At 40.1% G+C, this 25,278-nt stretch carries 17 protein-coding genes and 1 pseudogene; 6 read left to right on the top strand and 12 right to left on the bottom strand.

Translation table 11 applies throughout. From position 1 onward, the window contains the following. Positions 1 to 208: 208 nt before the first annotated feature. Both AC2JBO_RS26075 and AC2JBO_RS26070 read right to left on the bottom strand, forming a co-directional pair. Positions 209 to 583 carry a hypothetical protein gene (locus AC2JBO_RS26075; RefSeq protein WP_496956542.1) on the bottom strand — a complete coding sequence of 125 codons (375 nt, stop codon included), beginning with the start codon at positions 581 to 583 and terminating at the stop codon, positions 209 to 211. Positions 584 to 588: 5 nt separating this feature from the next. After that, a complete protein-coding gene (locus tag AC2JBO_RS26070; protein ID WP_496956541.1) occupies positions 589 to 972 on the bottom strand; it encodes a CU044_2847 family protein in 384 nt (127 codons plus the stop codon). 199 nt (positions 973 to 1,171) lie between these two features. Between AC2JBO_RS26070 and AC2JBO_RS26065 the strand changes: the two genes are divergently transcribed. Then, on the top strand, positions 1,172 to 2,269 hold the full coding sequence (locus tag AC2JBO_RS26065) for a hybrid sensor histidine kinase/response regulator (protein WP_496956540.1): 1,098 nt from the start codon (positions 1,172 to 1,174) through the stop codon (positions 2,267 to 2,269). Positions 2,270 to 2,279: 10 nt separating this feature from the next. Here the strand turns inward: AC2JBO_RS26065 and AC2JBO_RS26060 are convergent, their stop codons facing one another. From AC2JBO_RS26060 to AC2JBO_RS26045, 4 genes are all read right to left on the bottom strand, one after another. Then, complete coding sequence (locus tag AC2JBO_RS26060; protein ID WP_496956539.1) at positions 2,280 to 8,078, bottom strand: AAA family ATPase; 5,799 nt, start codon at positions 8,076 to 8,078, stop codon at positions 2,280 to 2,282. Positions 8,079 to 8,264: 186 nt separating this feature from the next. After that, a complete protein-coding gene (locus AC2JBO_RS26055) occupies positions 8,265 to 8,855 on the bottom strand; it encodes a sulfite oxidase-like oxidoreductase (RefSeq protein WP_496956538.1) in 591 nt (196 codons plus the stop codon). 106 nt (positions 8,856 to 8,961) lie between these two features. Further along, the gene (rpmF, locus tag AC2JBO_RS26050; protein WP_496956537.1) at positions 8,962 to 9,138 is read right to left on the bottom strand and encodes a 50S ribosomal protein L32; all 177 of its coding nucleotides are present in this window, start codon (positions 9,136 to 9,138) and stop codon (positions 8,962 to 8,964) included. Between the two features lie 81 nt (positions 9,139 to 9,219). Beyond that, positions 9,220 to 9,798 carry a hypothetical protein gene (locus tag AC2JBO_RS26045; protein WP_496956536.1) on the bottom strand — a complete coding sequence of 193 codons (579 nt, stop codon included), beginning with the start codon at positions 9,796 to 9,798 and terminating at the stop codon, positions 9,220 to 9,222. A gap of 187 nt (positions 9,799 to 9,985) precedes the next feature. On the opposite strand from AC2JBO_RS26045, the gene AC2JBO_RS26040 reads away from it, so the two are divergent. Further along, positions 9,986 to 12,061 (top strand): caspase family protein, encoded by a 2,076-nt coding sequence (locus tag AC2JBO_RS26040; RefSeq protein ID WP_496956535.1) that lies wholly within the window; start codon positions 9,986 to 9,988, stop codon positions 12,059 to 12,061. Between the two features lie 135 nt (positions 12,062 to 12,196). Here AC2JBO_RS26040 and AC2JBO_RS26035 read toward each other — a convergent pair whose 3' ends face one another. The 4 genes from AC2JBO_RS26035 to AC2JBO_RS26020 all read right to left on the bottom strand — a co-directional run bounded on the left by AC2JBO_RS26035 (position 12,197) and on the right by AC2JBO_RS26020 (position 17,555). Then, on the bottom strand, positions 12,197 to 12,553 hold the full coding sequence (locus AC2JBO_RS26035) for a Mo-dependent nitrogenase C-terminal domain-containing protein (RefSeq protein ID WP_496956534.1): 357 nt from the start codon (positions 12,551 to 12,553) through the stop codon (positions 12,197 to 12,199). A gap of 837 nt (positions 12,554 to 13,390) precedes the next feature. After that, positions 13,391 to 15,199 carry a ribonuclease J gene (locus AC2JBO_RS26030; protein WP_496956533.1) on the bottom strand — a complete coding sequence of 603 codons (1,809 nt, stop codon included), beginning with the start codon at positions 15,197 to 15,199 and terminating at the stop codon, positions 13,391 to 13,393. Between the two features lie 296 nt (positions 15,200 to 15,495). Continuing rightward, entirely contained in the window at positions 15,496 to 16,380 is an 885-nt protein-coding gene (gene dapA / locus AC2JBO_RS26025; RefSeq protein ID WP_496956532.1) for a 4-hydroxy-tetrahydrodipicolinate synthase, read from the bottom strand. A gap of 131 nt (positions 16,381 to 16,511) precedes the next feature. Continuing rightward, entirely contained in the window at positions 16,512 to 17,555 is a 1,044-nt protein-coding gene (locus AC2JBO_RS26020) for an aspartate-semialdehyde dehydrogenase (protein WP_496956531.1), read from the bottom strand. A gap of 945 nt (positions 17,556 to 18,500) precedes the next feature. Between AC2JBO_RS26020 and tig the strand changes: the two genes are divergently transcribed. From tig to AC2JBO_RS26000, 4 genes are all read left to right on the top strand, one after another. Continuing rightward, a complete protein-coding gene (gene tig, locus AC2JBO_RS26015; RefSeq protein ID WP_496956530.1) occupies positions 18,501 to 19,976 on the top strand; it encodes a trigger factor in 1,476 nt (491 codons plus the stop codon). Positions 19,977 to 20,319: 343 nt separating this feature from the next. After that, the gene (gene clpP, locus AC2JBO_RS26010) at positions 20,320 to 20,994 is read left to right on the top strand and encodes an ATP-dependent Clp endopeptidase proteolytic subunit ClpP (protein ID WP_496956543.1); all 675 of its coding nucleotides are present in this window, start codon (positions 20,320 to 20,322) and stop codon (positions 20,992 to 20,994) included. Between the two features lie 33 nt (positions 20,995 to 21,027). Further along, positions 21,028 to 22,371, top strand: coding sequence for an ATP-dependent protease ATP-binding subunit ClpX (gene clpX / locus AC2JBO_RS26005; RefSeq protein WP_496956529.1), 1,344 nt, complete (start codon positions 21,028 to 21,030; stop codon positions 22,369 to 22,371). Between the two features lie 277 nt (positions 22,372 to 22,648). Continuing rightward, a complete protein-coding gene (locus tag AC2JBO_RS26000; RefSeq protein ID WP_496956528.1) occupies positions 22,649 to 23,536 on the top strand; it encodes an alpha/beta fold hydrolase in 888 nt (295 codons plus the stop codon). A gap of 34 nt (positions 23,537 to 23,570) precedes the next feature. Here the strand turns inward: AC2JBO_RS26000 and AC2JBO_RS25995 are convergent. Beyond that, positions 23,571 to 24,316, bottom strand: a pseudogene (locus tag AC2JBO_RS25995) (formylglycine-generating enzyme family protein); the annotation flags it as partial. Between the two features lie 66 nt (positions 24,317 to 24,382). Further along, the coding region (locus AC2JBO_RS25990; protein ID WP_496956527.1) for a GntR family transcriptional regulator at positions 24,383 to 25,278 on the bottom strand (896 nt) is incomplete at its 5' end.

Below are 25,278 nucleotides of genomic sequence, written 5' to 3'. Positions count from 1 at the left end.
TATGATTTTTATAGCTAACCATCTTGACAAATCCGATTTGAGAGGGAATGAAACAGCCCTGCCGCGTGGAAGGGGGGTTGGGGGGATCAACTCCCTTCTGCTTCTAAATATTCAAAGTTAGGATAGTCAAAAATAGGAGCTTTAACTACTCATACATCCTTTACCGCCAGCAAAATATTTAATTTCAGTTATTACAGAAATTGAATTATTATCTTATCCTAGTCTTAATTCTGATGAAGAAGCACGAATTATTGATTTTTAAGAAAATGTGACGAGGACTATCTTGACTTTCGACTATAGGCGCCGTTATTAATTCTTGCGTGGCAGCAAAATATACTGTACCCTTAGAATCTTCAGCTAATAATGTTAATATTTCTTGCAATATTTTAGAAGTATCAGCAAAAGACTTCCACTCACGCTGCTGTATTTGGTTTAAATAACCGCGCAAATCGTAGTTAAGCGGTGAAGTAAAAGGAAAGTTAACGCGAATAGCGTAGGCAGGCTTTGCTCGTATAGTTTCATTCTTATAGGGTGTCGTGTCGGTGCGAGATATAAGAAATGTTGGGAACCGAGGCGCCTCCACCCAACCTACGCTTGTTCTTCAGGTTGTGAGGGTTGTGGGGGTGGTAATTTGTTTACGTCCGGCGCCAAGTTCCAGGTTATTTTTACTTTTAGTGATGCTTGTCCGGTAGACTCGACGACGTAAACGGAACCTTTGGCTGTAAAATTTATACCAAACTCAACTTCGGCAAATGCAGGTTGTGATTCTTTTTGTAAAGTTTTAAATGCCTGCGTAATTGGACGGCAACCACGTATAATCAAGTCTCGAACGGTATCAAAATTCCGGTCTACTTTCTCTATAGCTACATCACCTGGTGCAGCAACACGTCCTACTGACACTTCTGGTACTTCTACTGCTACCAAGATAGTTTCGCCGTTGCCTGCGTCGAGTTCGATGAGTTTACGTGCCATGATTTTGCTGATAAGTAATTATGTTGAATATACTAGGCGCCAAATAGTATATACAGTAACTTGATAATTGCTTTCTGACAAAGAATCATTCTTAGGCATGAGGCAAAATCTACAGACTATACCAAAATAGAGATATAAATAAAACTTATTTCTATCTTTCGGCTGTTAACTTATATTTTCTTAATAGTTTTCTTAATATATGGCGTATTCTGCTGCTCATCCAGATAAAATCCTTGTTGTCGATGATTCCCCCGACAACGTATTTCTAATTGGCACCATTTTGGAAGAAGATGGTTATATCGTTAGCACCGCAGAAAATGGCGCCACTGCACTGGCAAAAATCGAGGAATCTAGCTTTGATTTAGTATTGCTTGATTTAATGATGCCCGGAATGGATGGTTACGAGGTTACTCGCCGTATCCGTGCAAATAAGGAAATGCGGTTTATGCCGATTCTCTTAATTACAGCACATGATTCACCGAATGTGGCTCAGGGACTTGATATGGGGGCAGATGATTTTATTCGCAAGCCTGTAACCGTCGATGAGCTTCTCGCGCGTGTGCGTTCTTTGTTACGTTTAAAACACAGTATTGATGAACGTGATGAAATCGCGCGGCAACGGGAAGATTTTGTCTCGCGTCTCACCCATGACTTACGCACACCGTTGGTTGCTGCTGAACGGATGCTTGACTTACTATTGCAGGGTGCTGTTGGTGAACTATCACCACCAATGAATGAAATTATTACCATCATGGGACGCAGCAATACTAATTTACTGGAGATGGTAAATACTTTACTCGAAGTTTATCGGTTTGAAGCTGGACGCAAAGCACTCGCTTTTTTACAAGTGGATATAAATAAGTTACTCCAAGAAATAGTCGGTGAATTGGCGCCTATCGCACAACCCAAAGGACTAACTATAAATTTGGAAGTCAAGGACGACTTAAATCAAAGTACTCTAATAGGAGACCGCTTAGAACTTCATCGACTTTTTACCAACTTAGTAGGTAATGCAATTAAGTTTACAGATAAGGGTGGAGTTACAATTCGTCTTGCAGCAAATAATATAGATGAAAGCTTTATAGTAGAAGTCGTCGATACAGGTGTGGGTATACCACCTGAAGAACAAGCAACTTTATTTGAAAGGTTTCGCCAAGGTAGTCATAAACGTTCGGGTAGTGGTTTAGGATTATATCTTTCGCGTCGCATTGTCGAAGCGCATCAAGGTAGTATTGATGTTAATTCTGAGGTTGGCAAAGGAAGCGTATTTACTGTTTGTTTACCGATGAAACAGTAGAGACGACACATTACTGTGGAATTTTAATTACAAAAGTGGCGCCATTCCCTGGTGAAGAAATGCACTCTAAACTACCACCATGTTTTTCAGTCACAATTTGATAGCTGATAGATAATCCTAAACCCGTGCCTTTACCTTCTGGTTTTGTAGTAAAGAAAGCATTAAATAATTTCTGTCTCACTTCCTCGCTCATACCCATACCATTATCACCGATACTAATAGTTACCCAGTTATTTTCTACAGTGGTACGAATGGTGATGATATTATTTATTTCTTGGTAGCTTTTGCCTTGATTAAACTCTTCAAAAGCATCAATTGCGTTAGCTGTCAAGTTCATAAATACTTGATTTAATTGCCCAGGAAAGCATTGAACCATAGGCAAATCACCATATTCTTTAATAATTTGAATCGCAGGACGTTCTGGAATTGCTTTGAGTCGATGGGACAAAATCATTAGAGTCGCATCAATACCTTCGTGAATATTTGCCGCGCGTTTATCATCTCCATCATTACGAGAGAAATTACGTAACGACTGCATAATTTCTTTAATACGAGTTGTACCTAGTTTCATCGAAGAAATCATTTTGGGTAAATCTTCAAGTAAATACTCTAAGTCAATGTTTTCAATTTCCTCTTCAATTTCTGCTGGTGTTTCTAGTAAATGTTTCTGGTATAGATTCAACAAATTAATCAAATCTTCTACATATTGCTTGACATGAGTTAGATTACCATTGATAAAACTAACAGGGTTATTGACTTCATGGGCAACACCTGCTACTAATTGTCCTAAAGAAGATATTTTTTCGGTATGTACGAGTTGAGTTTGGGTTTGTTGCAGTTTGTATAATGCTTGCTCTAAATCTAACGTTTTTTGCTGTAACACATTTTCGGCTTTTTTGCGCTGACTAATATCTCTGGTAATAACTAATCCATGCAGCTTACCATTGTACATGCAACTAGTAGCTTTAACTTCAATATCAAAAAACGTTCCATCTTTGTGGATAACAACAGCTTCGCAGGAGTATTCCTGACTTACTTTCACTGCTTTTATAAATTCTGCAAATAAAGGTAGCGAGTCTGGATAAATATAATCTTGAGGTTGCAGGTTGACAAATTCTTCAAATGTATAACCGTACATTTGACAATTTGTTGGGTTTAATGCTACAAATTTATATGTTTCTAAATCAATTATTGATAATCCATCATTGGCACTTTCAAAAATTGTACGATACTGTTCCTCTTGCTGTTTTAATTGAATTTGAGCTTGTTGTAATGAGCGTACTTGTTTCTCCTGTTCAGCATAAAGACGCGCGTTTGTAATCGCAATTGCTGCTTGTGATGAAAGAACTTTTAGTAATTCCAACCTTGCGGTTGTAAATGCACCAGTCACCAAATTATTTTCCAGATAGAAAAGACCTATAAACTCACCTTGGTAAAATATTGGAGAGCATAATATCGATTTTGGCTGCTGACGCTGAATATATAAATCATTCTGATACACTTGTTCAGTAGTAGCGTTATTTATAACCAGCGGTTGCCGAGTTCGTGCTACGTAATTAATCAAAGATACAGGTATATTTTCACTTGTTTCTACAGAACTAGATTCTAGGATGATTTCTAGAGATTCTTCATTGTAATCAATTGCTTCAATATATAAATTTCCTGATTTATCGAGAATTAAACACCCCTTTTGGGCACCAGCATTTTCTAAGATAATATTTAGTATAGTTTGAGGTAATTTATCTAAGCTATTTTCACTTTGAATAGCTTCAGATGCTTTCATAACCGTTACAAAATCTAAAAATTCACTGCTTGTTGAAGTGCTGCTGGTCGTCGTTTGAGTTGTTTTTGTAATTAAGGAACTGATTACAGAATTAGATTGAGTTTCATAAGTGCTATTAATCAAACTAGGATAACGCTTTTCTAAGTCTTTAACTTTGGCTGTTGCTCCCCATTGAGTGTAATAATAATGAGCTTCTGTCATATAAACTTTGGCGATTTTCTTCTTATCTAGAGATAGATAAAATTTAGCTGCAAGTTCGTTGGCAAGAGCAGCTTCTTGAATATAATCATTTTCTAAGGCGCCTTGAATTGCTAGGTCGTAGTAATTCATTGCTTCTGGCACTTGCCCCGTGACTCGATATTTTTCTGCTTCAACCAAATAAAACTTGTGCTGATAATTCATTGGAGCATGATGTGCCCAGTGCTGCATTTTTGCTTGGTTTGCACTCACTTGCTCCATGTCCTGCTGTTTTTGAAGCGAATCGCGCTCATTATATAATGCTAACCGTATGAGCGAATCATAAAAGTGAAAGTAGGGTAGTTCTGGCAAACTAGAAACAGTAACTAGATGCAAGGCCGCTTGAGTTGCGTTTTCTAAAGCACGCACGTGCTGCTCAAACAAATAATTTAGAATCAGCTTGTGTAAATGCAAAGCATAAAGTCCATACCCATCTTCGTATTCTTGGTAATTGGCAAGAGACTGTACCTCGTCATAAACATCACCCGTGAGTTGGCAAGGATGAATCGAATGCCCCATAAGGTTGAGAACAACTTGATGTATCATCTCCGTATGGCTTAACTGAACTTCTTGCCGAGAGGAGCGAATTCTTTGTATATGAAATACAATTTGAGATTCGAGATGGGAAAGTGTTTGCCCAGTCCAATAGGAGAAACGACAGTAAAGAGAATCATTCCAAGCAATAAATTCTAAATCTCCATTTTCCAAACCAGCTTGCGCTCCAGCTTGAAATAAAGGAAGACTTTTGTGTAGGTGAGATTTACAATGTTTTGAATAGCTTGTCACACTGAGTAAAACCCTAGCAGCAACCGTCCTATCTTGAAGTTTATCTAGTAGCTGAAGTGCTAAATCACCAAATTGATAACCTGACTCAATGTCACCACCACTACAAAGCAAGCTAGCAAATAAACCATAACTAAAGGCTGATAGAACCGCATTACCAGATTGGATGGACAACTTTATCTGTGCCAAAATATTAAGGGCAAACAAAGGAGGGCAAACACAGTAGGTTGCCGACACAATTGAATTCAGAATTTGCAAAATGGCAAGTGACTGTGGGTCAGTCATAGGTGGTAACTCTAATAACGAGTTAATTCCAGCTTCTGGAATTAAGCCAATAACTTCTTTTAATGCTTCTTCTGCATCTTGCCAGCTAGGAGAATGGGGAAACGTTAAACCTAGTTTTGCCAAAATTTCTAAACCTGCCGCAACTGCTTCGGACAAATGTTTTTGAGCTAAGTGTGCTAAAATTTTACTCTCATAAACTTTGACAACATCCAGTACTGTTTGAGCATGTTGTTGCACGACTTCAATTTGTTGTGACATCTGGTCAAATTTGCCACACAGATAAGCGGCTTCGATGGCTGCTCCATACAGTGCTAGGGTGATTATGTAGTGAGTTTCCCAACTGTCTTGAGGTATAAGTGATAAGCCTGTATTGGTATATTTAAAGGCAGCTTCGTAACCAAGTGAAGCTTTTGCTCGTTTTCCAGCAGCTAAATTGAGTTTTGCTAACTCGAATTTTTCGGTAGTTTGCTCAATTAAATCTAATCCAATATTTAAATGGTTCACTACATCAAATATTTGGGCTTCTAATGCTTCGGGTAATAAAGTTTGTAGAAATAGGCGCCCAATTTGGTAATGAGTAGTTTGTTTTTGATTATCGGGAATCAAAGTATATGCAGCTTGTTGTACTCTGTCATGCAAAAAGCGATATTGAATATTTCTCCCCAGAGAAATTACTGAAGCTATTTCCTCTGTATTTAAAACCAGTGGCAATTTATAGTCATCTCCGACAGGTACAATTAAACCAACTTGTAAGGCTGCCCATAAATCGCGCGCGGTATCTTCCCAAGATTTTTGATTAACTACAGCTAAAATATTTAAATTAAATTGATTACCAATGCAGGCAGCTAATTGTAAAATTCTTTGTGTTGATGTAGGTAATTTAGAAATTTTATCTATCATCAACTCTACAACATTATCAGTAATCGCTTGTTGTTGAATTTTTTCTAAATTCCATTGCCATACCCCCCTCTGTCCCCCCTGAAGGGGGGAATCAAACCATAACAACTTATTTTCATACAAAGATTTAAGTAATTGCGTTAATAAAAATGGATTACCTTGAGTTTTTTCAAATAATAAGTTTGCTAAATATACAACTTTATCTACAGAACTTTGTAACGTCTCTGCTACTAACTGTGTAACATCTTCTAAACCTAATGGTTCCAAATTTATTTGTGTAATTTTAACACCAGCCTGACGCATTGTTTCCACCGCTTGCATAAAAGGGTGGCTAGGACTTACTTCATTATCTCGATATGCAGCGATGTTAAGACAATAACAATTATTAATATCAGTAGAAATAGATTGCAATGCTTGTAGTGAAGCTGTATCTGCCCACTGTAAATCATCAAGAAATGTAACTAACGGGTGTTCTGAACTGAGCAAAGCTTGAACAAACTGATTATAACAACGAACTAAACGGTTTGCAGCTTCTATAGCACCTAGTTCCGGTACTGATGGTTGTTTACCGATAATTAATTCTAATTCTGGAATTGCATCAATAATGATTTGAGCATTATTTCCTAAAGCATTTAAAAAAGTCTCTTTCCAATATTGCAAACGCTCCTGACTTTCTGTTAATAGCTGACAAATTAATCCACGATATGCTTGTAACGGCGCCGATAGGGGAGTATTACGTTGGAACTGGTCAAATTTACCGGAGGTAAAATAACCTTTTTGTCTCGTTAAATTTCTGATAATTTCATTAATTAATGCCGTTTTACCAATACCTGAATAACCACCTACTAAAACTAATTCACAACTTCCTTGGCTAACTCTTTCAAATACCTGAAGTAATTGTTCAACTTGCTTTTCTCGTCCATATAGTTTTTGAGGAATTAATAGTTGGGAGTTTTTATCTAATTCTCCTGGTGTGAATAGCTGAATTTCTCCTGTTGCTTTCAAATCGGACAAACACCTTTGCAAATCAGCCAAAAGTCCTGTTGCACTTTGATATCTATCTTCAGCATTTTTTGTAATCAATTTATTAATGATTTTGATGATAGTTTGTGGAACTTCTGGGTTTAGTTTCTCAATAGGAGTAGGTTGTACAGCAAGGTGACAATGCACTATTTCTAATTTGTCATTACTCACAAAAGGTAATTTACCCGTCAGCAACTCGTAAAAAGTTATCCCTAGCGAATAAAAATCACTGCGAAAATCGATGCTGCGATTCATACGTCCCGTTTGTTCTGGGGACATATACGCTAAAGTTCCTTCTAGTTGGTTTGGATTGATTAAAGGTGTCGTTTCGTTACTAAGACGAGTTGCAATACTAAAATCGGTTAACTTTACTTGCCCGCTTTCAGGATTAATGATAATATTCGCGGGTTTAATATCTTTATGAATAATTTGATGATTGTGTAGCGAAATCAAACTTTTTGCTAGCTGTACAGCAATAGCAAGGAATTCTAACAGGGATAATTTCCCTCTAACCAAAAATTCTTTGAGGGAAATACCACCAAAATCTTCCGCAACTAAAACAAATCTATTTTGATGTTTATCTAAATAGTCAAGTTTAACAACACCTTCTAAATCAAGATTTTTGGTAACTTGATATTCGTGCTTGAGGCGAGTAATCTGTTCTAAGCTGGGATATTCTGCTTTTAATGCTTTAAGAATAACTTTCTGCCCTGTTGGCGAAACTCCTCGGTAAATAATAGTGTTGATGCCTTCATAAACTACCTCGGTAATTTCATAGCCTGCTATCATAATTGACGGCATAATTTCACTTCTTGCCTATACATTAAATCTATATTTAGATTTCCCGTATTTTCAGTGAAACTAAACTTACTATCTATAAAATAAATTTATATTTTAACTCAAAAAGTAACGTTTTGTAAATTAAAGGCGATTAGGTGTGACGGGCAAGGATGCCCGTTCCACACACAAGGTTAGCTACAAGTATGTCTAATAACTATAACGTTCTTCGGCAAAGGGTTCACCACGTTGATGATAACCGTTACGTTCCCAAAAGCCGAGTTCTTCATTGTTGAGAAATTCTAAACCATTTATCCACTTGGCGCTTTTCCAAGCATAAAGGTGAGGTACAACTAACCTCATTGGACCACCATGTTCTGCCGGTAGCGGTTCGCCAAATAATTTAAACGCAAAAAAGTTTTCTTCGCGAATAAAATCATCCATTGAAATGTTGGTAGTATAACCACCATAACAATGTTCCATTACATACTTGGCGCCTGGATCGACTTCAATAACCTTCATAAAGTCAGTAACTTTAATACCAGTCCATTTCACATCCAGTTTTGACCACCGGGTAACACAATGAAAATCAGCAGTAAATTCACTTTGGGGTAACTTCATGAAGTCGTCCCAAGTTAAAGTTAATGGCGCCGCTAAACCAGATATACAAAATTCCCAAGTATTCATATCAACCTGGGGAGTGGCACCGTAAGTCAATACCGGAAAGCCATTTGTTAAATATTGACCTGGTGGTACTCGGTCGTTAGCTTCGGTTGGTTTTTGAAAAAATTTCCCTGGCATCGGCAATAAGAGTTAGGAATTAGGAATTAGGAGTTAGGAGTTATTAGTCACTCAGCACGAGCGCACTCATAACTCGTACAGACGTGATTAATCACGTCTCTACATATTACTCTTCCTCTTCGCCTTCTTCTTCATCTGTTGGATAGACAAAGGTTGAACGTCCAGTCAAGATTGATTTTCCCATAGAGATAGCTTTTTGTGCTTCCACTTGGGCTTTATGTCTCCAGGTCGCGCGTCGTGAGTCACGTTTTGATTTTGAGGTTTTCTTCTTTGGAACAGCCATGTGTTAGGATATCGCAATTTTTGACAACCTTTTTATTCTATGCCATTTACAAGAATTGGGAATAGGAAGACAAGGAGAAGGCTATTTCGGATTTCTTGGACTGGGTGGTAATGTTGCTGGTGTTGGTTTGGGTGGTTGAGGTTGTTGCTGGGGTTGTGGTTGTGGTTGAACTGCTTGTTGGTCAAATAATAACAAGCGACGCGCGGTCTTGAAATATTTTGCCCAGATTTTGGGGTCGGGACGGTTACGCCATTGCTGACGGCTAACTCGCAGTTCTAGTATTGGTGCTATTGCGCCATAATTTTGCCCTGAAATTATGACTGATACTTCTGTAATTAAAATATCCTGGTCAAAAGTACGTTGTGCTGCCGCGCGCGCTGCTGCTTCTGCCCTAGTTAATATGTTTTCGTAAGTTTCTTCGGGCAAACGGTCAACAACAATATCGCCAGTTGCGGTATAAGCTCGCACTATTCGAGGGCATATTCCTTCCGTAGCAACCCATACAGGAATGGCTATACCTAACATTAATATGGCTTTAACTATCCGGATTTTCGCTCGCAACTGAGGCAAAGAGGGATTAAATAACTTTAAAATATTCTCTGCCTGTAGGGTATTTATGCTTAACGGTTTATGAACTGGTTTTTTTGTTTGTTTTTTCATATGTTTTTTCATATGCTTTTAGCTCCTGAATAACTCCTATGGAAATTGCGTTAAAAAGCAAGTAATAAATTTAACCGTAATTCTTCTGGGTTGAAATAATCACTCAGATTAATTAGGTTAGCCTTGTTTTCTAACAGAAGCCAACCGCAATTATTCGATAATGTAAAATTAAGTGCAATCTTTGGTGATGGCAAATAACTGGGCGATAGCCATCGGTATCAATCAATATCAGTTTCTTCAACCTCTAGCTTGCGCTCAAGCTGATGCTCTTGCGCTTAGGGATTTTTTGATTGAAGATGGAGCTTTTAGACAGCAGCAGTGCTTGTTGATGAGCGATACTTCGCCGCCAATTGGTGACCGACCGACTACTCCGACTAGGGAGAATATTTTATTACTGCTTGAGGATTTAGCTGCTGCTTGTTGGCGCCCCTCTGACCGTGTGTGGTTTTTTTTCTGCGGATACGGAGTTAACCACAACGGTAGAGATTATTTGATGCCCATCGATGGAACTCCTGAACGTATTGAAGAGACGGGTATCGAAGTTGCTTACGTCATGCAAAGCTTACAAGCATCGGGCGTTAATTCATTGATGTTGCTTGATATTAACCATGCGTTTGGTACATTGAACGAGACGCATGTTGGGCAAGAAATAATTGACCTCGCGCAGGAATTAAAACTCCCCTTGATTTTGTCATGCCAACCCGAACAATTTTCCTATTCAAGTAGCGAGCTGGGTCATGGTTTCTTTACAGCAGCACTTTTAGAGGCTTTACGTTCGGGAAATGGCAACACGTTAGGCGAATTAGAAGCCTATTTAAGCATTCGGACACCAGAATTATGTCAGCATTTCTGGCGCCCGACGCAAAACCCTGTCACAGTTATGACTTCGAGCAAGCAGGTTATCTTGGGAAACTTTGAATTAGAAAACGACGACGCACCAGCGATAGTGGTATCTGAAGAAATCTTCGCCTCGGCACTATCAACTCCCGCTTTGGAAAACGCTACAACCAAACACAACCCTCATCCAGCGCATAATTTATCAAATCATTATTCGCAGCTTCACAATGTTCAAAATGCTCAAAATGCCCAAAAAGTCCAAAATCAAGTTGCCGTAACGAATTTTGGCGCACCAGAGCATGTTCATTCAGGTAGTAATTCAGGTATTAATTCAGGTATCAACTCAGGTGTCAGTTCATCTATCAATTCAACTATCAATGAGGCGCCGCTTGGGCAACGAAGCTTACCCCCTTCACTTCCCCCTGCCAGACCAAGAGTGGAAACTCAGCAACCCGCACCGATAAACGATATTCCTGACTCACAAGAGCATCAGGAACAAGATAGTGCAGGCGTACCTTTCTTTTTACAAGTACTATTGTGGGGTGGTAGCATAACATTGCTACTAGGGATGATAGTGCTTTTATTATTCCGGAATCAATCTGGGGTAGTCGAGCAACCGACATCACCGAATACAAATTCTGATGAAACATCACTCGTTAACACTGTTCCAAAAAACTCGGTTCCAAAAAACTCAGTGACTGGGCAACCTGAGATATCGGTGCCAGTTACACCCTCTTCACCACAGACTACACCCAAACCACAAGTAACTGTCGCTACACCCGAAGCAACACCAACACAAACAACAATACCAGCAACAACTACACCGATAGACCCGCAAAGTCGTAAACAAGCATTAGCTGAATTAGATAAATTATCGCTTACCCCTACACAAGCAACCGATTTAAAAATTGCCATTGCTTCCGCGCGTAAAATTAAACCAACAGACCAGGAGTATGAAAAAGCGCAGGCTAATATTCAAGTTTGGAACAGTATGATATTTGACTTGGCACAAGAACGTGCGTCTAAACGCCAGTACTCTTCGGCTGTTGCTGCTGCTCAGTTGATAGGCGAAAACGAAGCGTTATATCAAAAAGCAGACAACGCAGTTACACAGTGGCGCCTGCAAGCCAAACAATATGTTAGTAACAAAACCGTCGTTGAAGCAGCTACAGGTTTAGTCAAACCTGGACAAGCATCAAGCTACAACCGTGCTATCGAAGTCGCTAAAAAAGTACCAAAAGGCGAACCAGGTTTTGATGTAGCGCAAAAATCTATAGATAAGTGGAGTAAGGAAATTTTAAATCTAGCTAGAAAGCGCGCGGCTAAAGGTAACGCACAAGCTGCTATTAGTACTGCTACACTAGTTCCACAAGGAACACCCGCTTATAGTGCTGCACAAAAAGCTATTCAACAGTGGAAAAGATAATAATTTAGTGCTGAGTGCTGAGTTATGAGTGCTGAGTGCTGAGTTATGAGTGCTGAGTGCTGAGTTATGAGTTAAATTACTAACTCCTAACTCCTAACTCCTAATTCCTAACTCAGCACTCAGCACTCAGCACTATTAACAGTATTGTGAAACATCTTCGCCACATTTATCAGCGAGGTAACACAGCGCACGAAAGCGTAAACCAACGACTTCATCGTATAAAGGGTTAAGCTTGCACATTGGTGGAATGTGGAACAAGGTTTTGCCGAATAAACTAATGTCGCGCTCAAATGGGCATTGAGACGGAATAAACTTACAAAGCTTGTGCGCGATTTTACGGTCGCTAACTTCAATGCTGTCTACCCAGTTCCGCAATGGCTTTAAACAATCAAAACCAGGCTTTTCGGGAAGTTGGTTTTCTGGTTGTGCGTTGTTGAGAGATACCCAGCTTGCAAAAAAAATCTTTGGTGCGGTATTTTTACCTACCTTCATGGTTCGCTCCTCTACCATATTGAGGGTTTTGAACTAAAAACTAACAGTTAATATCAAAAGCTAATTATCTCTCCCGGAAGAAATTGGCTTTACGCCTCGATGCAATCTGACAGACTTTTGTAACACAATCTAGGTTTTTTCGTTGCGCTACACAGTCGAAGTACAAACATGCGAATCGCTACTTAAATCAGAGTCCATTTATTATCTACGTCCAGTTAACCGCAATTTCCTTATAATCGGTAGGGCGATACTACTATCTTGTTGATAACTTGACATATTTAAAATTCTAATAAAGTCATCTGCCTTTTGACAGATAATTATTACACTTTATACAAGTTTTTTACAAGCAATACTGGATTCACCATAGACAAATATCTATAAATACTGCAAAAGCATGAGTGACCCATTATTAAAGCCACTCGTTAGCATCAGAAGTAAGCTACTGTACATTAGTTCCCCAAAATTGAAATTTAATTGAACTCAGTAAATTCTATTGGAATTTTTCTTTTGAGAAAGTAATCTTGGATACTAGTTCCAGGGTTTGTAAGTAATAAATATTACATTACATACTAATGAATCTCCACCAGTATATATACCGGGATTACAGCGATTGATGTTAAAGCCATCATATTTCTGTTAGGTATGGATGTAAGTTAACACCAATTTAAGTTATGCAAATTTTTTTCGCGCTCTATCATTGTTATTACGTTTGACGCGAAGTCCTTTTAGATTATTTATTATTAGGAAATTTACTCAGAAAACAAAAATATAAATAATTAGTGCTGAACCCAAGAATTTAAAAAAACTCTCAGCACTCAGCACTTTTAACTCAGCACTTTAAGAAGCAACTTGTGCGGCAGTTCTAGTTCGGCGCCTTCTACCGTCAGCAGCAACTGTGGTTGCGGTGGCTGCTGGCGTCACCGTCACTACTGTCACTGCTGGTTCATCAGGAATTTGCATTAATAATGTTACATTTGGCTGACAATGCAACTCTTTACGTAACGAACGGGCTAAATCACGTTCAATCAAACCTTGTAAACCACCCCAGTCTACATCCGTTTTACCTTCGTAAGTTTGAGCAAATTCTCCCCATCGTACACTGAGAATTTCTTCAATTCGCTGCTGTACCCAACGAAGTACCAAAGACTTGTCAACATTCGTCACCACTCCACGCATGTGAAGTTCGGGTTTAGCGAGCAATTTACCACTCCAGTCAATGGCTGCAGCAACTGTAACAAGACCTTCTTCTGCCATTTTCTGACGTTCTTGTAAGACTTTCGCGCTAACCATGCCTGAACCTGAAGTGTCAACTAACTCCAGACCTGCTGGCACTTTACCACCAACACGTATCGATTCTTGTGTTAATTCGATAACATCCCCGTTATCAATTATCACCATATTCTCTTTGGGCACACCCATGCTTTGCGCGGTTTGCGAGTGCTTAATTAACATCCGGTGTTCACCGTGAACGGGCACAAAAAACTTGGGTCGAGTTAGTGCCAGCATTAATTTCTGATCTTCTTGACAGCCATGTCCTGATACGTGAATTCCTTTCTCGCGTCCGTAAACAACATTGGCGCCTTGCATCATCAATTTATCGATGGTGTTTACTACCGCTATCGTATTACCAGGAATTGGGTTGGCTGAAAATACTACTGTATCACCAGTGCGAATCTTGATATGTGGGTGTTCTTTATTGGCAATGCGTGTCATTGCTGACATTGGCTCACCCTGCGAACCTGTTGTTAAAATCAATACTTTTTCGTCTGGTAAATTACGAATGCTATTGAGCGGTTGCAATAAATTATCTGGACACTTTATATAACCTAGGTTACGCGCGTGAGCTATTAGGTTGAGCATCGACCGTCCAACAACGCTAACAACACGACCGTGCTGCTGCGCTAACTCCAAAATCATGTTGATACGGTGAACACTCGAAGCAAAAGTGGTTATAAACAATCTTCCTTCTGCTTGCCCAAAAACTCGGTCGAGGTTTGGATATACCGAACGTTCGGATGGAGTAAATCCTGGTACTTCTGAGTTAGTAGAATCGCTAAGTAGGCAAAGCACGCCCTTCTCACCGTGTTCAGCTAACCTTTGTATATCAAAGCGCTCTCCATCAACGGGTGTGTGGTCAAACTTAAAGTCGCCAGTATGAATAACTACGCCAATTGGAGTGTGGATAGCAACTGTAAAGCTATCAGCAATGGAGTGAGTGTTGCGAATATATTCAACTAAGAAGTTCTTACCAATTCGCACAACGTCGCGCGGCATTACAGAACGTAATTCGGTGCGGTCACGTACCCCCGCTTCTTCCAATTTACCTTCGAGCATCGCTAATGCGAGACGCGGCCCATACATAACAGGTATTTCAAACTGTTTGAGGTGGAATGCAATGCCACCAATATGGTCTTCGTGCCCGTGTGTAACAATCATTCCCTTGATTTTGTGGCGGTTTTCACGCACGTAAGTCATGTCAGGAAGGACAATATTTACACCATGCATTCCATCAGTGGGGAATGCCAAGCCTGCATCGAGGAGGATTATTTCATCATCGTACTCAAAAACACAGGTATTTTTACCAATTTCATGTAAACCGCCCAACGGAATAATTTTGAGGGCGGCTGAATTTTCGTTTCTAGCCATTTTCTCCTTAGATTTTTACGAGTGTGATTGTAAGTTAGTTAACAGCAAAAATTTGATTTACGTCCCGGTCACTGTAACCAGATATCTAAAAGTCAATCTGACAGCAGAAGCTTGATATATGGATGTTCGATCAATTGCTTAAATAAAATTTGTTCTATTTCAATCAGTCATATTAACGAACTATATACATTCATTGGTAACACAATGTATCCACCTTTCACCTGGTGAAATTTACGCAATATATCTAATATGTATCTTCTACTACTTTAACTCGTAACAGTAGAAAAAGCCCCTGTTTAGATTAAATCTAGTTCTTTTAAAACAACCTCTAACTGTTGGGTGACTTCGGGTGAAGCATCACCAAGCGGTAGACGACATGAGCCAACCGAGTAGCCAGATAATCGTAAAGCAGCTTTAACAGGAATTGGATTAGTTGTAACAAATAAAGCTTTAAATAAGGGGAAAAGCCGTAGATGAATAGACGTAGCTTGTTGTACTTGCCCCGAATGATAAGCTTGAATCATTTGTTGTATTTGCGTTCCAACCAAGTGCGAAGCGACGCTAACTACACCTTTAGCCCCGATAGATAATAAGGGTAAGGTTAATGAGTCATCACCGGAGTAAATGTCAAACTCTGATGGTGTCAAACGACGCATTTCGCTTGCTTGGTCTAGGTTCCCACTAGCTTCTTTAATGCCAATTATGTTACTTACTTCGGCTAACTTTGCGACTGTCTCCGGTTGCAAGTTTTGACCCGTGCGACCTGGAACGTTGTATAACAACACTGGTAGAGAAGGTTCGGCTTCTGCTATCGCGCGAAAGTGTTGATATAATCCTGCTTGCGGCGGTTTGTTGTAATAAGGAACTACTTGTAAGCAACCATCTACTCCTATTTTAGCGGCTTTTTGAGTTGCTGAGATAGCTTCTTCTGTGGAATTTGAACCACAACCTGCCATAACTTTCGCTTTACCAGCTACTGCCTCTTGGACGACGTTAAATAATTTATACTCTTCGTCCCATGAAAGCGTTGGTGATTCGCCAGTTGTACCACAGACTACAAGTGTATCGCTACCAGATGCAGCGAGGTGTGCCGCAAAAGAAGCTGCTAAATCATAATTCAAACTGCCGTCCTCTTTGAACGGCGTAATCATCGCAGTTAAAACTCTACCAAAATCTACCACCCTTTTTACACTCCTATTTAACCGCGCGTCCAAAGTTTTAAATAAATCTATATATTCTTTACGTAGATATACCTAAAACTCTTGACTTGCTATGAATTATCAAAACCGAAGATATTTCTGGTGCTGGCGCCTTATGTTAGTACTAACGCTTTGCTTGGTTTAACAAGATTTTTTTCCACCAATAGCTCGGCAATTTGGACAGCATTCAATGCCGCACCCTTACGAATTTGGTCTCCACATAACCATAATTCCAAGCCGTTCTGGAGCGATATATCCTGTCGTATTCTGCCTACTAATACTTCGTCACGACCTGTTGCGTCTATAGGCATTGGAAAATAGTTCGCGCTCCAGTCCTCAACCAACTTCACACCAGGCGCTCCTGCGAGAATTTGGCGCGCTTCGTCTTTGTTAAAAGGTTCTTCAAACTCTAGATTTACCGCTTCTGAGTGCGCGCGTAGTACGGGAACCCGAACACAGGTTGGAGTAATTTGAATTTCTTGAGTTCCAAAAATCTTTCTAGTTTCATTAACCATCTTCATTTCTTCTTCGCAGTACCCCTGTTCATTGAGGGAAGTATTGTGAGGAAATAAATTAAAGGCTAATGGGTAAGGAAATACTTCTGTAGATGGTTGGTGACCCGACAAAATAGCACTTGCCTGCGCTTGCACTTCTGCCATTGCTTTTGCTCCAGCACCGCTCGCAGATTGATAAGTTGCGACAACAATCCTTTTGATTTTTTTGACTTTATGCAACGGATAAACCGCTACAGCCATTAATATTGTCGTACAGTTAGGGTTCGCAATGATACCTTTATGTGTGTATGCAGCATCAGGGTTAACTTCCGGCACTACTAACGGAACTTCTGGGTTCATCCGAAAAGCACTGGAATTATCGATAACTACCGCACCAGCTTCTACAGCTGATGGTGCCATCGCTTTAGAAGTCGAACCACCTGCTGAAGCTAATACTATATCAATGCCGTGAAAAGATTTATTATCCGCAGCCTCAACTGACAAACTTTCGCCTTTGAACGACATTTTTTGTCCTGCACTACGCGCGGATGCCAACAATTTTAATTCAGCAAGAGGGAAATTACGACTTTCTAGTAATTCCAATAATTCCTTGCCTACGGCTCCAGTCGCTCCCAAAATAGCTACACGATAGGGTCTTGACAAACTGGCTTCCTCCTTTTAGATACTAATTACGTTTAATTTTAAGAATTGTTACGTTTTTTGCAATTTCTTTCCAAACTATGTGTTACCCACAAATATACATAACGTTTTATCAACAATTATTTTTAATAATACTTGAAATGTATGACCGGAAATAATTTAGTTTAACTTACTATACATTATAATACTTCTAATACCACATGCACGATATTACTTAATGGTCGGGTGTTCTGTATCAAAGCCAAAATTCTTACATAAGTTCATTAGTTTAGAGAAACAAAACGATATTTAAACTACATGTTATATACAGAATAATTTACTTTAGCGTATTCAAGCACAAAATGATATAGTCATCATTTGCGATAGAGTAAGTAATAATAGCACATTAAAAATAAAAATAGTATTAATTTACACAGCTATTTAAGATATTGGGCTGAAATGATTGATGAACTATCATTTAAAGAAAGCAAAACAAAGGATTTGCAGCTGTCGCGCGGTGTTTAGCAGCGTTTGTTACAACTGTAACCAAGTATCTTAACCCAAAATCCGACTTCGGTTGAAAGACTGTTTGGAGAGCAAGTAAGATAATACGTTGTTGAAAACCAGAATACCATAACTGGAAGATATCAACGCCTTCTCCATGTCAAGACGAGCGACATCATTAAGTTAAACACATAAACTTATTTGTCTATAGTGCCTAGTTTAGTGAGACTAGCTGTAAACTTAATTTCTGCTGCACAGCATCCAAACAGTCTTTCAAACGATGTTATTGTTGGTTTGTCGCGCGCTAATGCCCGTATTCAAGACTAAAAAAACTGTTAGATACCGTAAACTCGGATACTATCACCGTATGCGCCTACCTCAAAAATAGTGTTGAACAAGCTGCACTTCCTTCTCTGTGCTGTGTCAATCCTCGTCAAAATATAATTCATAGAATCGAGATAAAGCATGAAAGTTACCCAGGAGAAACTTCCTAAAAGCCAAATTGGACTGTCGATCGAAATAGCTCCAGAAGCCACTCAGAAAACCTACGAGCAAGTAGTACAGAACCTGTCTCGCACCGTAAATATTCCTGGGTTCCGTAAAGGCAAGGTTCCCCGTTCAATCTTGCTACAGCGTTTGGGCACTACTCGCGTTAAAGCTGCTGCGGTCGAAGAACTAATCCAAGATGGAATTGAAAAAGCCCTCAAACAAGAGAAAATCCCAGCTATTGGTCAACCCCAACTGCGCTCAACCTTTGATGACTTAATTAGTAGCTACGAACCAGGTAAAACCCTGACGTTTTCCGCTGCCGTTGACGTTGAACCAGAAATCCAAATTAGTAACTATACGGGTTTCTCCATTCAAGCCGAAGAAGTAAAATACGATGCGTCGCGTGTCGATACAGTGTTAGATGCGGAACGTCAAAAAATGGGAACATTGATTCCTGTGGAAGGACGTGCGGCACAAATAGGAGATACAGCGGTAGTTGATTTTAAAGGAGTTGTGCCCAAGGGGGAAGGTGAAGAAGGAGAAGACGAACCAATTCCTGGTGGGCAAGCAGAAGATTTTCAAGTCGAGTTGTATGAAGACCGCTTTATACCAGGATTTGTAAGTGGCATGGTTGGGATGAATCCGGGCGAAACAAAGGAAATTAGCGCGCAGTTCCCCGACCCATATACAAATCAAGAGTTGGCAGGAAAACCAGCACTCTTTACAGTTACGCTCAAGGACATTAAAGAAAAAGAGCTTCCTGAGTTAAATGACGACTTTGCCAAAGAGGTTAGCGATTTTGAGACGTTAGCAGAACTACGTGCTTCGTTAGAAGAGCGTTACCAAAAAGAAGCTAGCGATAAAACACAATCTAATCAGCACGAAGCGTTACTTAAAGAGCTTGTTAAGTACGTTGAGATTGACTTGCCTGAAACATTGATTCAGAAAGAAATTGATGCGATGCTGACGCAAACAGCAATGCGCTTACAACAGCAGGGTATGGATGTTCGCAAGCTGTTTACAGAAGACATTATTCCACAATTGCGTGAAAACTCTCGTGGTGAGGCATCAGAGCGGATAAAACGTTCCTTGTCGCTGCGCGAAGTTGGCAACCGTGAATCGATCAAAGTCCCCGACGAAGAAATAGAAGCGCGCGTCAACGAACTGATGCAACAATATGCAGACCAAGACATTGATCAAGATAAGTTGCGCTCGGTCGTCGAAAACGATTTGCTAACCGAAAAAATTCTTGATTGGCTCGTTGAACACTCGACCGTCGAATTAGTACCGGAAGGTTCGCTAAAAGCAGAAGAACCTGAACAATCTGAAGAATTTGAGCAGTCTTCTGAAGCACCAGAAACTATCGACGTAGAAGTTATAGATTCTCAACCGTCTTCTGAAGCATCAGAAACTAGCGACGAAGAAGTTCAAACCGCTGAATCTGGGCAATAAGGTGTTGGTTTGTGTGGGAGGCACAAATTTTTATATTTTCTTCCTCCTGCACTTTCACTCGTTCTTCCTGTGATACTTCAGCTTGCGAGTGCTTACCAATTCTCCCTTTCCCCGAATAAAATAAAAGCATTGGGAGAACGGATATTACTACTTACAGCTATTTATGTGTTAAGACGTTAGAAAATTATATGAGGCATAATGGTAAACACATATCGATAAAATTTACGCGCTTAGTCAGTAGCCGTTTGCGCGCGTGGTAACTCGCTTTCGTTCAAATGGTACAACTACCGTATAGATTAATAGTTCAATTATTGTTTGATTCAACAAAAACATCAGTACTATGATGCTTGTATCGCAATCGGGAAACTACCCCATTAGTAGTTTGGGTCAATTACAAATAAATTCCCTAGGCAGTCCTAGCAACATCGTCCCGATGGTGGTAGAACAATCTGGGGTAGGAGAGCGAGCCTTTGATATTTACTCACGTTTACTGCGTGAGCGGATCATATTTTTGGGAACGCCTGTAGATGATACAGTAGCGAACTCAATTATTGCTCAACTTCTTTTCCTTGATGCGGAAGACTCGGAGAAAGATATTCAGCTTTATATAAATTCTCCGGGTGGGTCGGTTACAGCAGGAATGGCAATTTATGATACAATCCAGCAAATTCGCCCTGATGTTGTTACCATATGTTTTGGATTAGCCGCTTCGATGGGGGCATTTTTGTTAACCGCAGGTGCCAAAGGCAAACGGATGTCTCTACCGGATTCTCGGATAATGATTCACCAACCTTTGGGTGGCGCACAGGGGCAAGCTGTTGATATCGAGATACAAGCCAAAGAAATTCTTTATCATAAAGCTAAGTTGAATCAGTTGCTGGCACACCACACTGGTCAACCACTAGAAAGAATTGAAGCCGATACGGAACGTGACTTTTTCATGTCGGCTCAAGAGGCAAGCAATTATGGGTTGATTGATCAAGTCATCTCAAGGCAAAATCTTCCTTCCAAGGCGTGAAAACCTTACTGTTGTCTAAATAAAGAGGCTGGTATGTCTAAGTACGACTCCCATTTAAAATGTTCGTTTTGTGGCAAGTCTCAAGAGCAGGTGCGTAAGTTGATTGCGGGACCGGGAGTCTACATCTGCGATGAATGCGTAGACTTGTGCAATGAAATACTAGATGAGGAGTTGCTCGACACAAACGGTGCTGCGGCTTCCCAACCTGCACGTCCAACTGAGCAGCCACAAAAACGTCGCACCCGTTCCAGCAGTCTCTCGTTTAATCAAATACCGAAACCGAGAGAGATTAAAAAATATCTTGACGAACACGTTATCGGTCAGGACGAAGCGAAAAAAGTACTATCAGTTGCAGTTTATAACCACTATAAACGGCTATCTATTCTCCAATCTAAAGGAGCTAGTAAAGGTTCGCCTGATGATGCGGTTGAGTTACAGAAATCTAATATTTTATTAATTGGTCCAACTGGTTGTGGTAAGACGCTTTTAGCTCAAACGCTTGCCAAGATTCTTGACGTACCTTTCGCAGTAGCGGATGCGACTACATTAACCGAAGCGGGTTATGTGGGTGAGGACGTAGAGAATATATTGCTACGGTTGTTGCAGGTAGCAGACCTTGACGTTGAAGAAGCGCAACGCGGCATTATTTATATTGATGAAATCGATAAAATTGCTCGTAAGAGTGAAAATCCATCGATTACGCGCGACGTTTCTGGTGAAGGTGTGCAGCAAGCGCTGTTAAAAATGCTCGAAGGTACTGTTGCCAACGTACCTCCTCAAGGCGGACGAAAGCATCCTTATCAAGATTGTATTCAAATTGATACAAGCAATATCTTGTTTGTTTGTGGTGGCGCCTTCGTTGGTTTAGAAAAAGTTGTAGAGCAAAGAATAGGTAAAAAGTCAATAGGGTTTGTACAACCAGGTGAAGGTCAATCGAAAGACAAGCGTATTGCCGACACATTGCACCATTTGGAACCAGATGATTTAGTAAAATTTGGCATGATACCCGAATTTATTGGACGGGTGCCAATGGTAGCAGTAGTAGACCCACTCGACGAAGAAACTTTGATGGCAATTTTGACACAGCCAAGAAGCGCATTAGTCAAGCAATATCAAAAACTGCTCAAAATGGACAACGTGCAGCTTGAATTTAAATCGGATGCTTTGCGAGCTATTGCACAAGAAGCATATCGACGTAAAACAGGCGCCCGTGCGTTACGAGGTATCGTTGAAGAATTGATGCTTGATGTCATGTACGAACTACCATCACGTAAAGACGTAGGTCGTTGTACAGTCACAAAAGAAATGGTAGAAAAACGTTCAACTGCCGAACTCATAATTCATCCATCTTCACTACCAAAACCCGAATCAGCGTAGGGTGCGTGACGCTATTAAAATCTTGAAACAAAGATAATAATCTAGTAGCGTCACGCACCTGACCTTAATTAATGTAGGACAACCAAAACCCGAAAGCGTAGGGTGTGTGGCGTCATTAAAATCTTGAAACAAAGATAATAATTTAGTAGCGTCACGCACCTAACTTTAATGTAAAAATCAAATTTAACTCAATGTAAAGAATAATAATCCGGTGCGTGACGCTACCAGATGGTTAGCTTCGTTTTAAAATTGTTGGTAGCGTCACAGCACCCTACTTATGTCCTATATTAATGTACGTGGCATTCAACATTACTATGAATGGATAAAACAACCATCGGGAGAAAAACCAGTGATGGTGTTTATTCATGGTTGGGCAGGTTCTGCTCGTTACTGGCAAAGCACCGCACAAGCTTTGTCAGAATATTTCGACTGTTTACTTTATGACATGCGTGGTTTTGGGCGTTCCAAGGGTAAACCTACGACGTTAGAAGCGAGTGAAGCAATTGCTGAGTCACAGTCTATACAAGAAGAAGCCGAAGCAATTCAAGAATTAACTTACGAACTTGAAGAATACGCTCAAGACTTAGCAGCATTATTAAATAAGCTACAACTCCACAAAGTTTATATCAACGCTCACTCAATGGGCGCCTCAATAGCCACATTATTTTTCAACCGCTATCCACAACAAGTAGAAAAAGCGATATTGACATGTAGCGGTGTATTTGAATATGACGAAAAAGCCTTTGCCGCATTTCATAAATTTGGTGGCTACGTAGTCAAGTTTAGACCCAAATGGCTAGCAAAAATACCCCTTGTTGATAGAATGTTTATGGCGCGTTTTTTGCATCGTTCGATTCCCGCATCCGAACGTCAAGCGTTTTTAGAAGACTTTTTAGCAGCAGATTACGAAGCAGCACTAGGCACAATTTTTACTTCAGTAAGTAAGTATCAAGCGGAAATAATGCCTGGAGAATTTGAGAAATTAACCGTACCAACTTTATTAATATCAGGAGAATACGACCAAATAATTCCTGCTAACTTAGGACGTAAAGCGGCAGCATTAACCAATAAAGTCAAGCTAGTAGTAATGAAAGACACAGCGCACTTCCCAATGTTAGAAGACGCAGAAACTTATTTAAAGGTAGTCCAAGAATTCTTAAGTTAATTTTCTTGTAGGATAGGCATCCTGCCTGTCCATATCAAAAAACAATCACCACGCGAAACCCGACAAAATTGCTCTTCCCATCGGGCTTTGCTCGACTGCGATTTGCAGAGCGGCATCCTCTGGAATTATAATTCCAAGAACCACCACGCAACACTTTGCGAATATCTTTATCATTCGATTCAATCAACCAAGCTTTCCCATTACTAGGAACTCCATTATAATTTTCGTGCCAATCATCTCTACACCACTCCCATATGTTGCCATGCATATCATATAAACCAAAAGCATTCGGGGGAAAGGTGCCAACATTAGTAGTTGTTTTACGATATTGACCTTTGCCAGCACCCCTATAAGTTTGGTTGCCGTCATAATTGACTAATTCCGTTGTAATAGTTTCACCAAAATGAAATGGCGTAGTAGTTCCAGCGCGACAAGCGTACTCCCATTCAACTTCGCTAGGCAAACGATAGTTTTTTTGTGTTTTTGAGACAACCTTTTACAAAATTCATTCGCTTCATCCCAGGATATTCCCTCAACTCGCAAATTGGCACCTTTAAAAAACGAAGGGTCAAGTAGTAAATCAATATTAACTTTGGGGAAAGTAGCAACTTGTTTCCATTAAGCTTGGGTAACTGTAAATTTACCCATGAAAAATGGCTTAATTTTAACCTTATGTTGTGGGCGTTCGTCTACATCACCTTCATTATCCGACGAACCCATCATAAAATTACCACCAGGAATAAGTAGTATTTCTAAAACTACTCCATTACCTAAGTCCTCAAGACTTTGAGTATAATTCTTAATTTATTAGTCCGCGCCCGATCGATTGGCGCCACTGTGTACGTTTCAACCCAAACCTAATTCACGTCGCAGCAAGTTAATCGATTTATCACCGATATAATTATCACTACGAACTATTTTAGGTGGACGAATAATGTCATCCACAACTACTTGCACAGCATTTTGCACTGCTATGGAACTAGCTTGGTCGCTACAGAAAATTAAGTGCGCGCGTTTGACTATGGCATGAAGTTTATACGTGTCTTTTGGCTGTGATGTCATTACCAATAGTTCGTCACCTCGAATACCGTGAATAATAACCTCGGTAGCACGCAAAATACCAGAACTAACGCTAACGATACCAATACAGCTATCTACTGGCAAAGTTCTTACAATAGTAAGTTCTTTTGCGTAGTCGTGAATGTCGAGTGGAATAACACGTACAGACTTGGGAGCAGCAATAGATTCAACATCAGCAATAAAATATCGACTAGTGACAACTGTTGCACTCGAAGTTTGTTCCAATACTGTAGCTAAATCTTCTGTTGCTACTAACTGTATGGGAATTTTTAAGGCTTGCTCAAGTTCACCTGCCATTAATTCGCCGGCGCCAATATCTTGTCTAGGTACAGCTACTAGTACTCTTGCGCTACAGCGTAATCTCCAATCGATTTCAGCTAAAAATATCTCGCGCGCTTGTGATAGAGTGCAGCCTTGGGTAAGTAAATCATCGAGCGCTTGTTGAACAACTTTGTAAGCTTGTGGGTATTGTTCAAGAATTGGAGAACGTAGTCTGCTTCCTCCTTCGTGTCCTTGAGCACGTACATAAATTCCAGACCCAGCAAGACTTTCAACAAAACCGTCTTCTTCAAGCTGACGATATACTTTGCTAATCGTATTACGATGCAAACCTGTCTGCATCGCCAGAGCGCGCGTGCTTGGCAATTTGTAACCAGGTGGAT

The organism is Calothrix sp. CBUCES-K 9914 (assembly GCF_059640475.1).
This window is presented reverse-complemented; position numbering and strand designations above follow the sequence as displayed.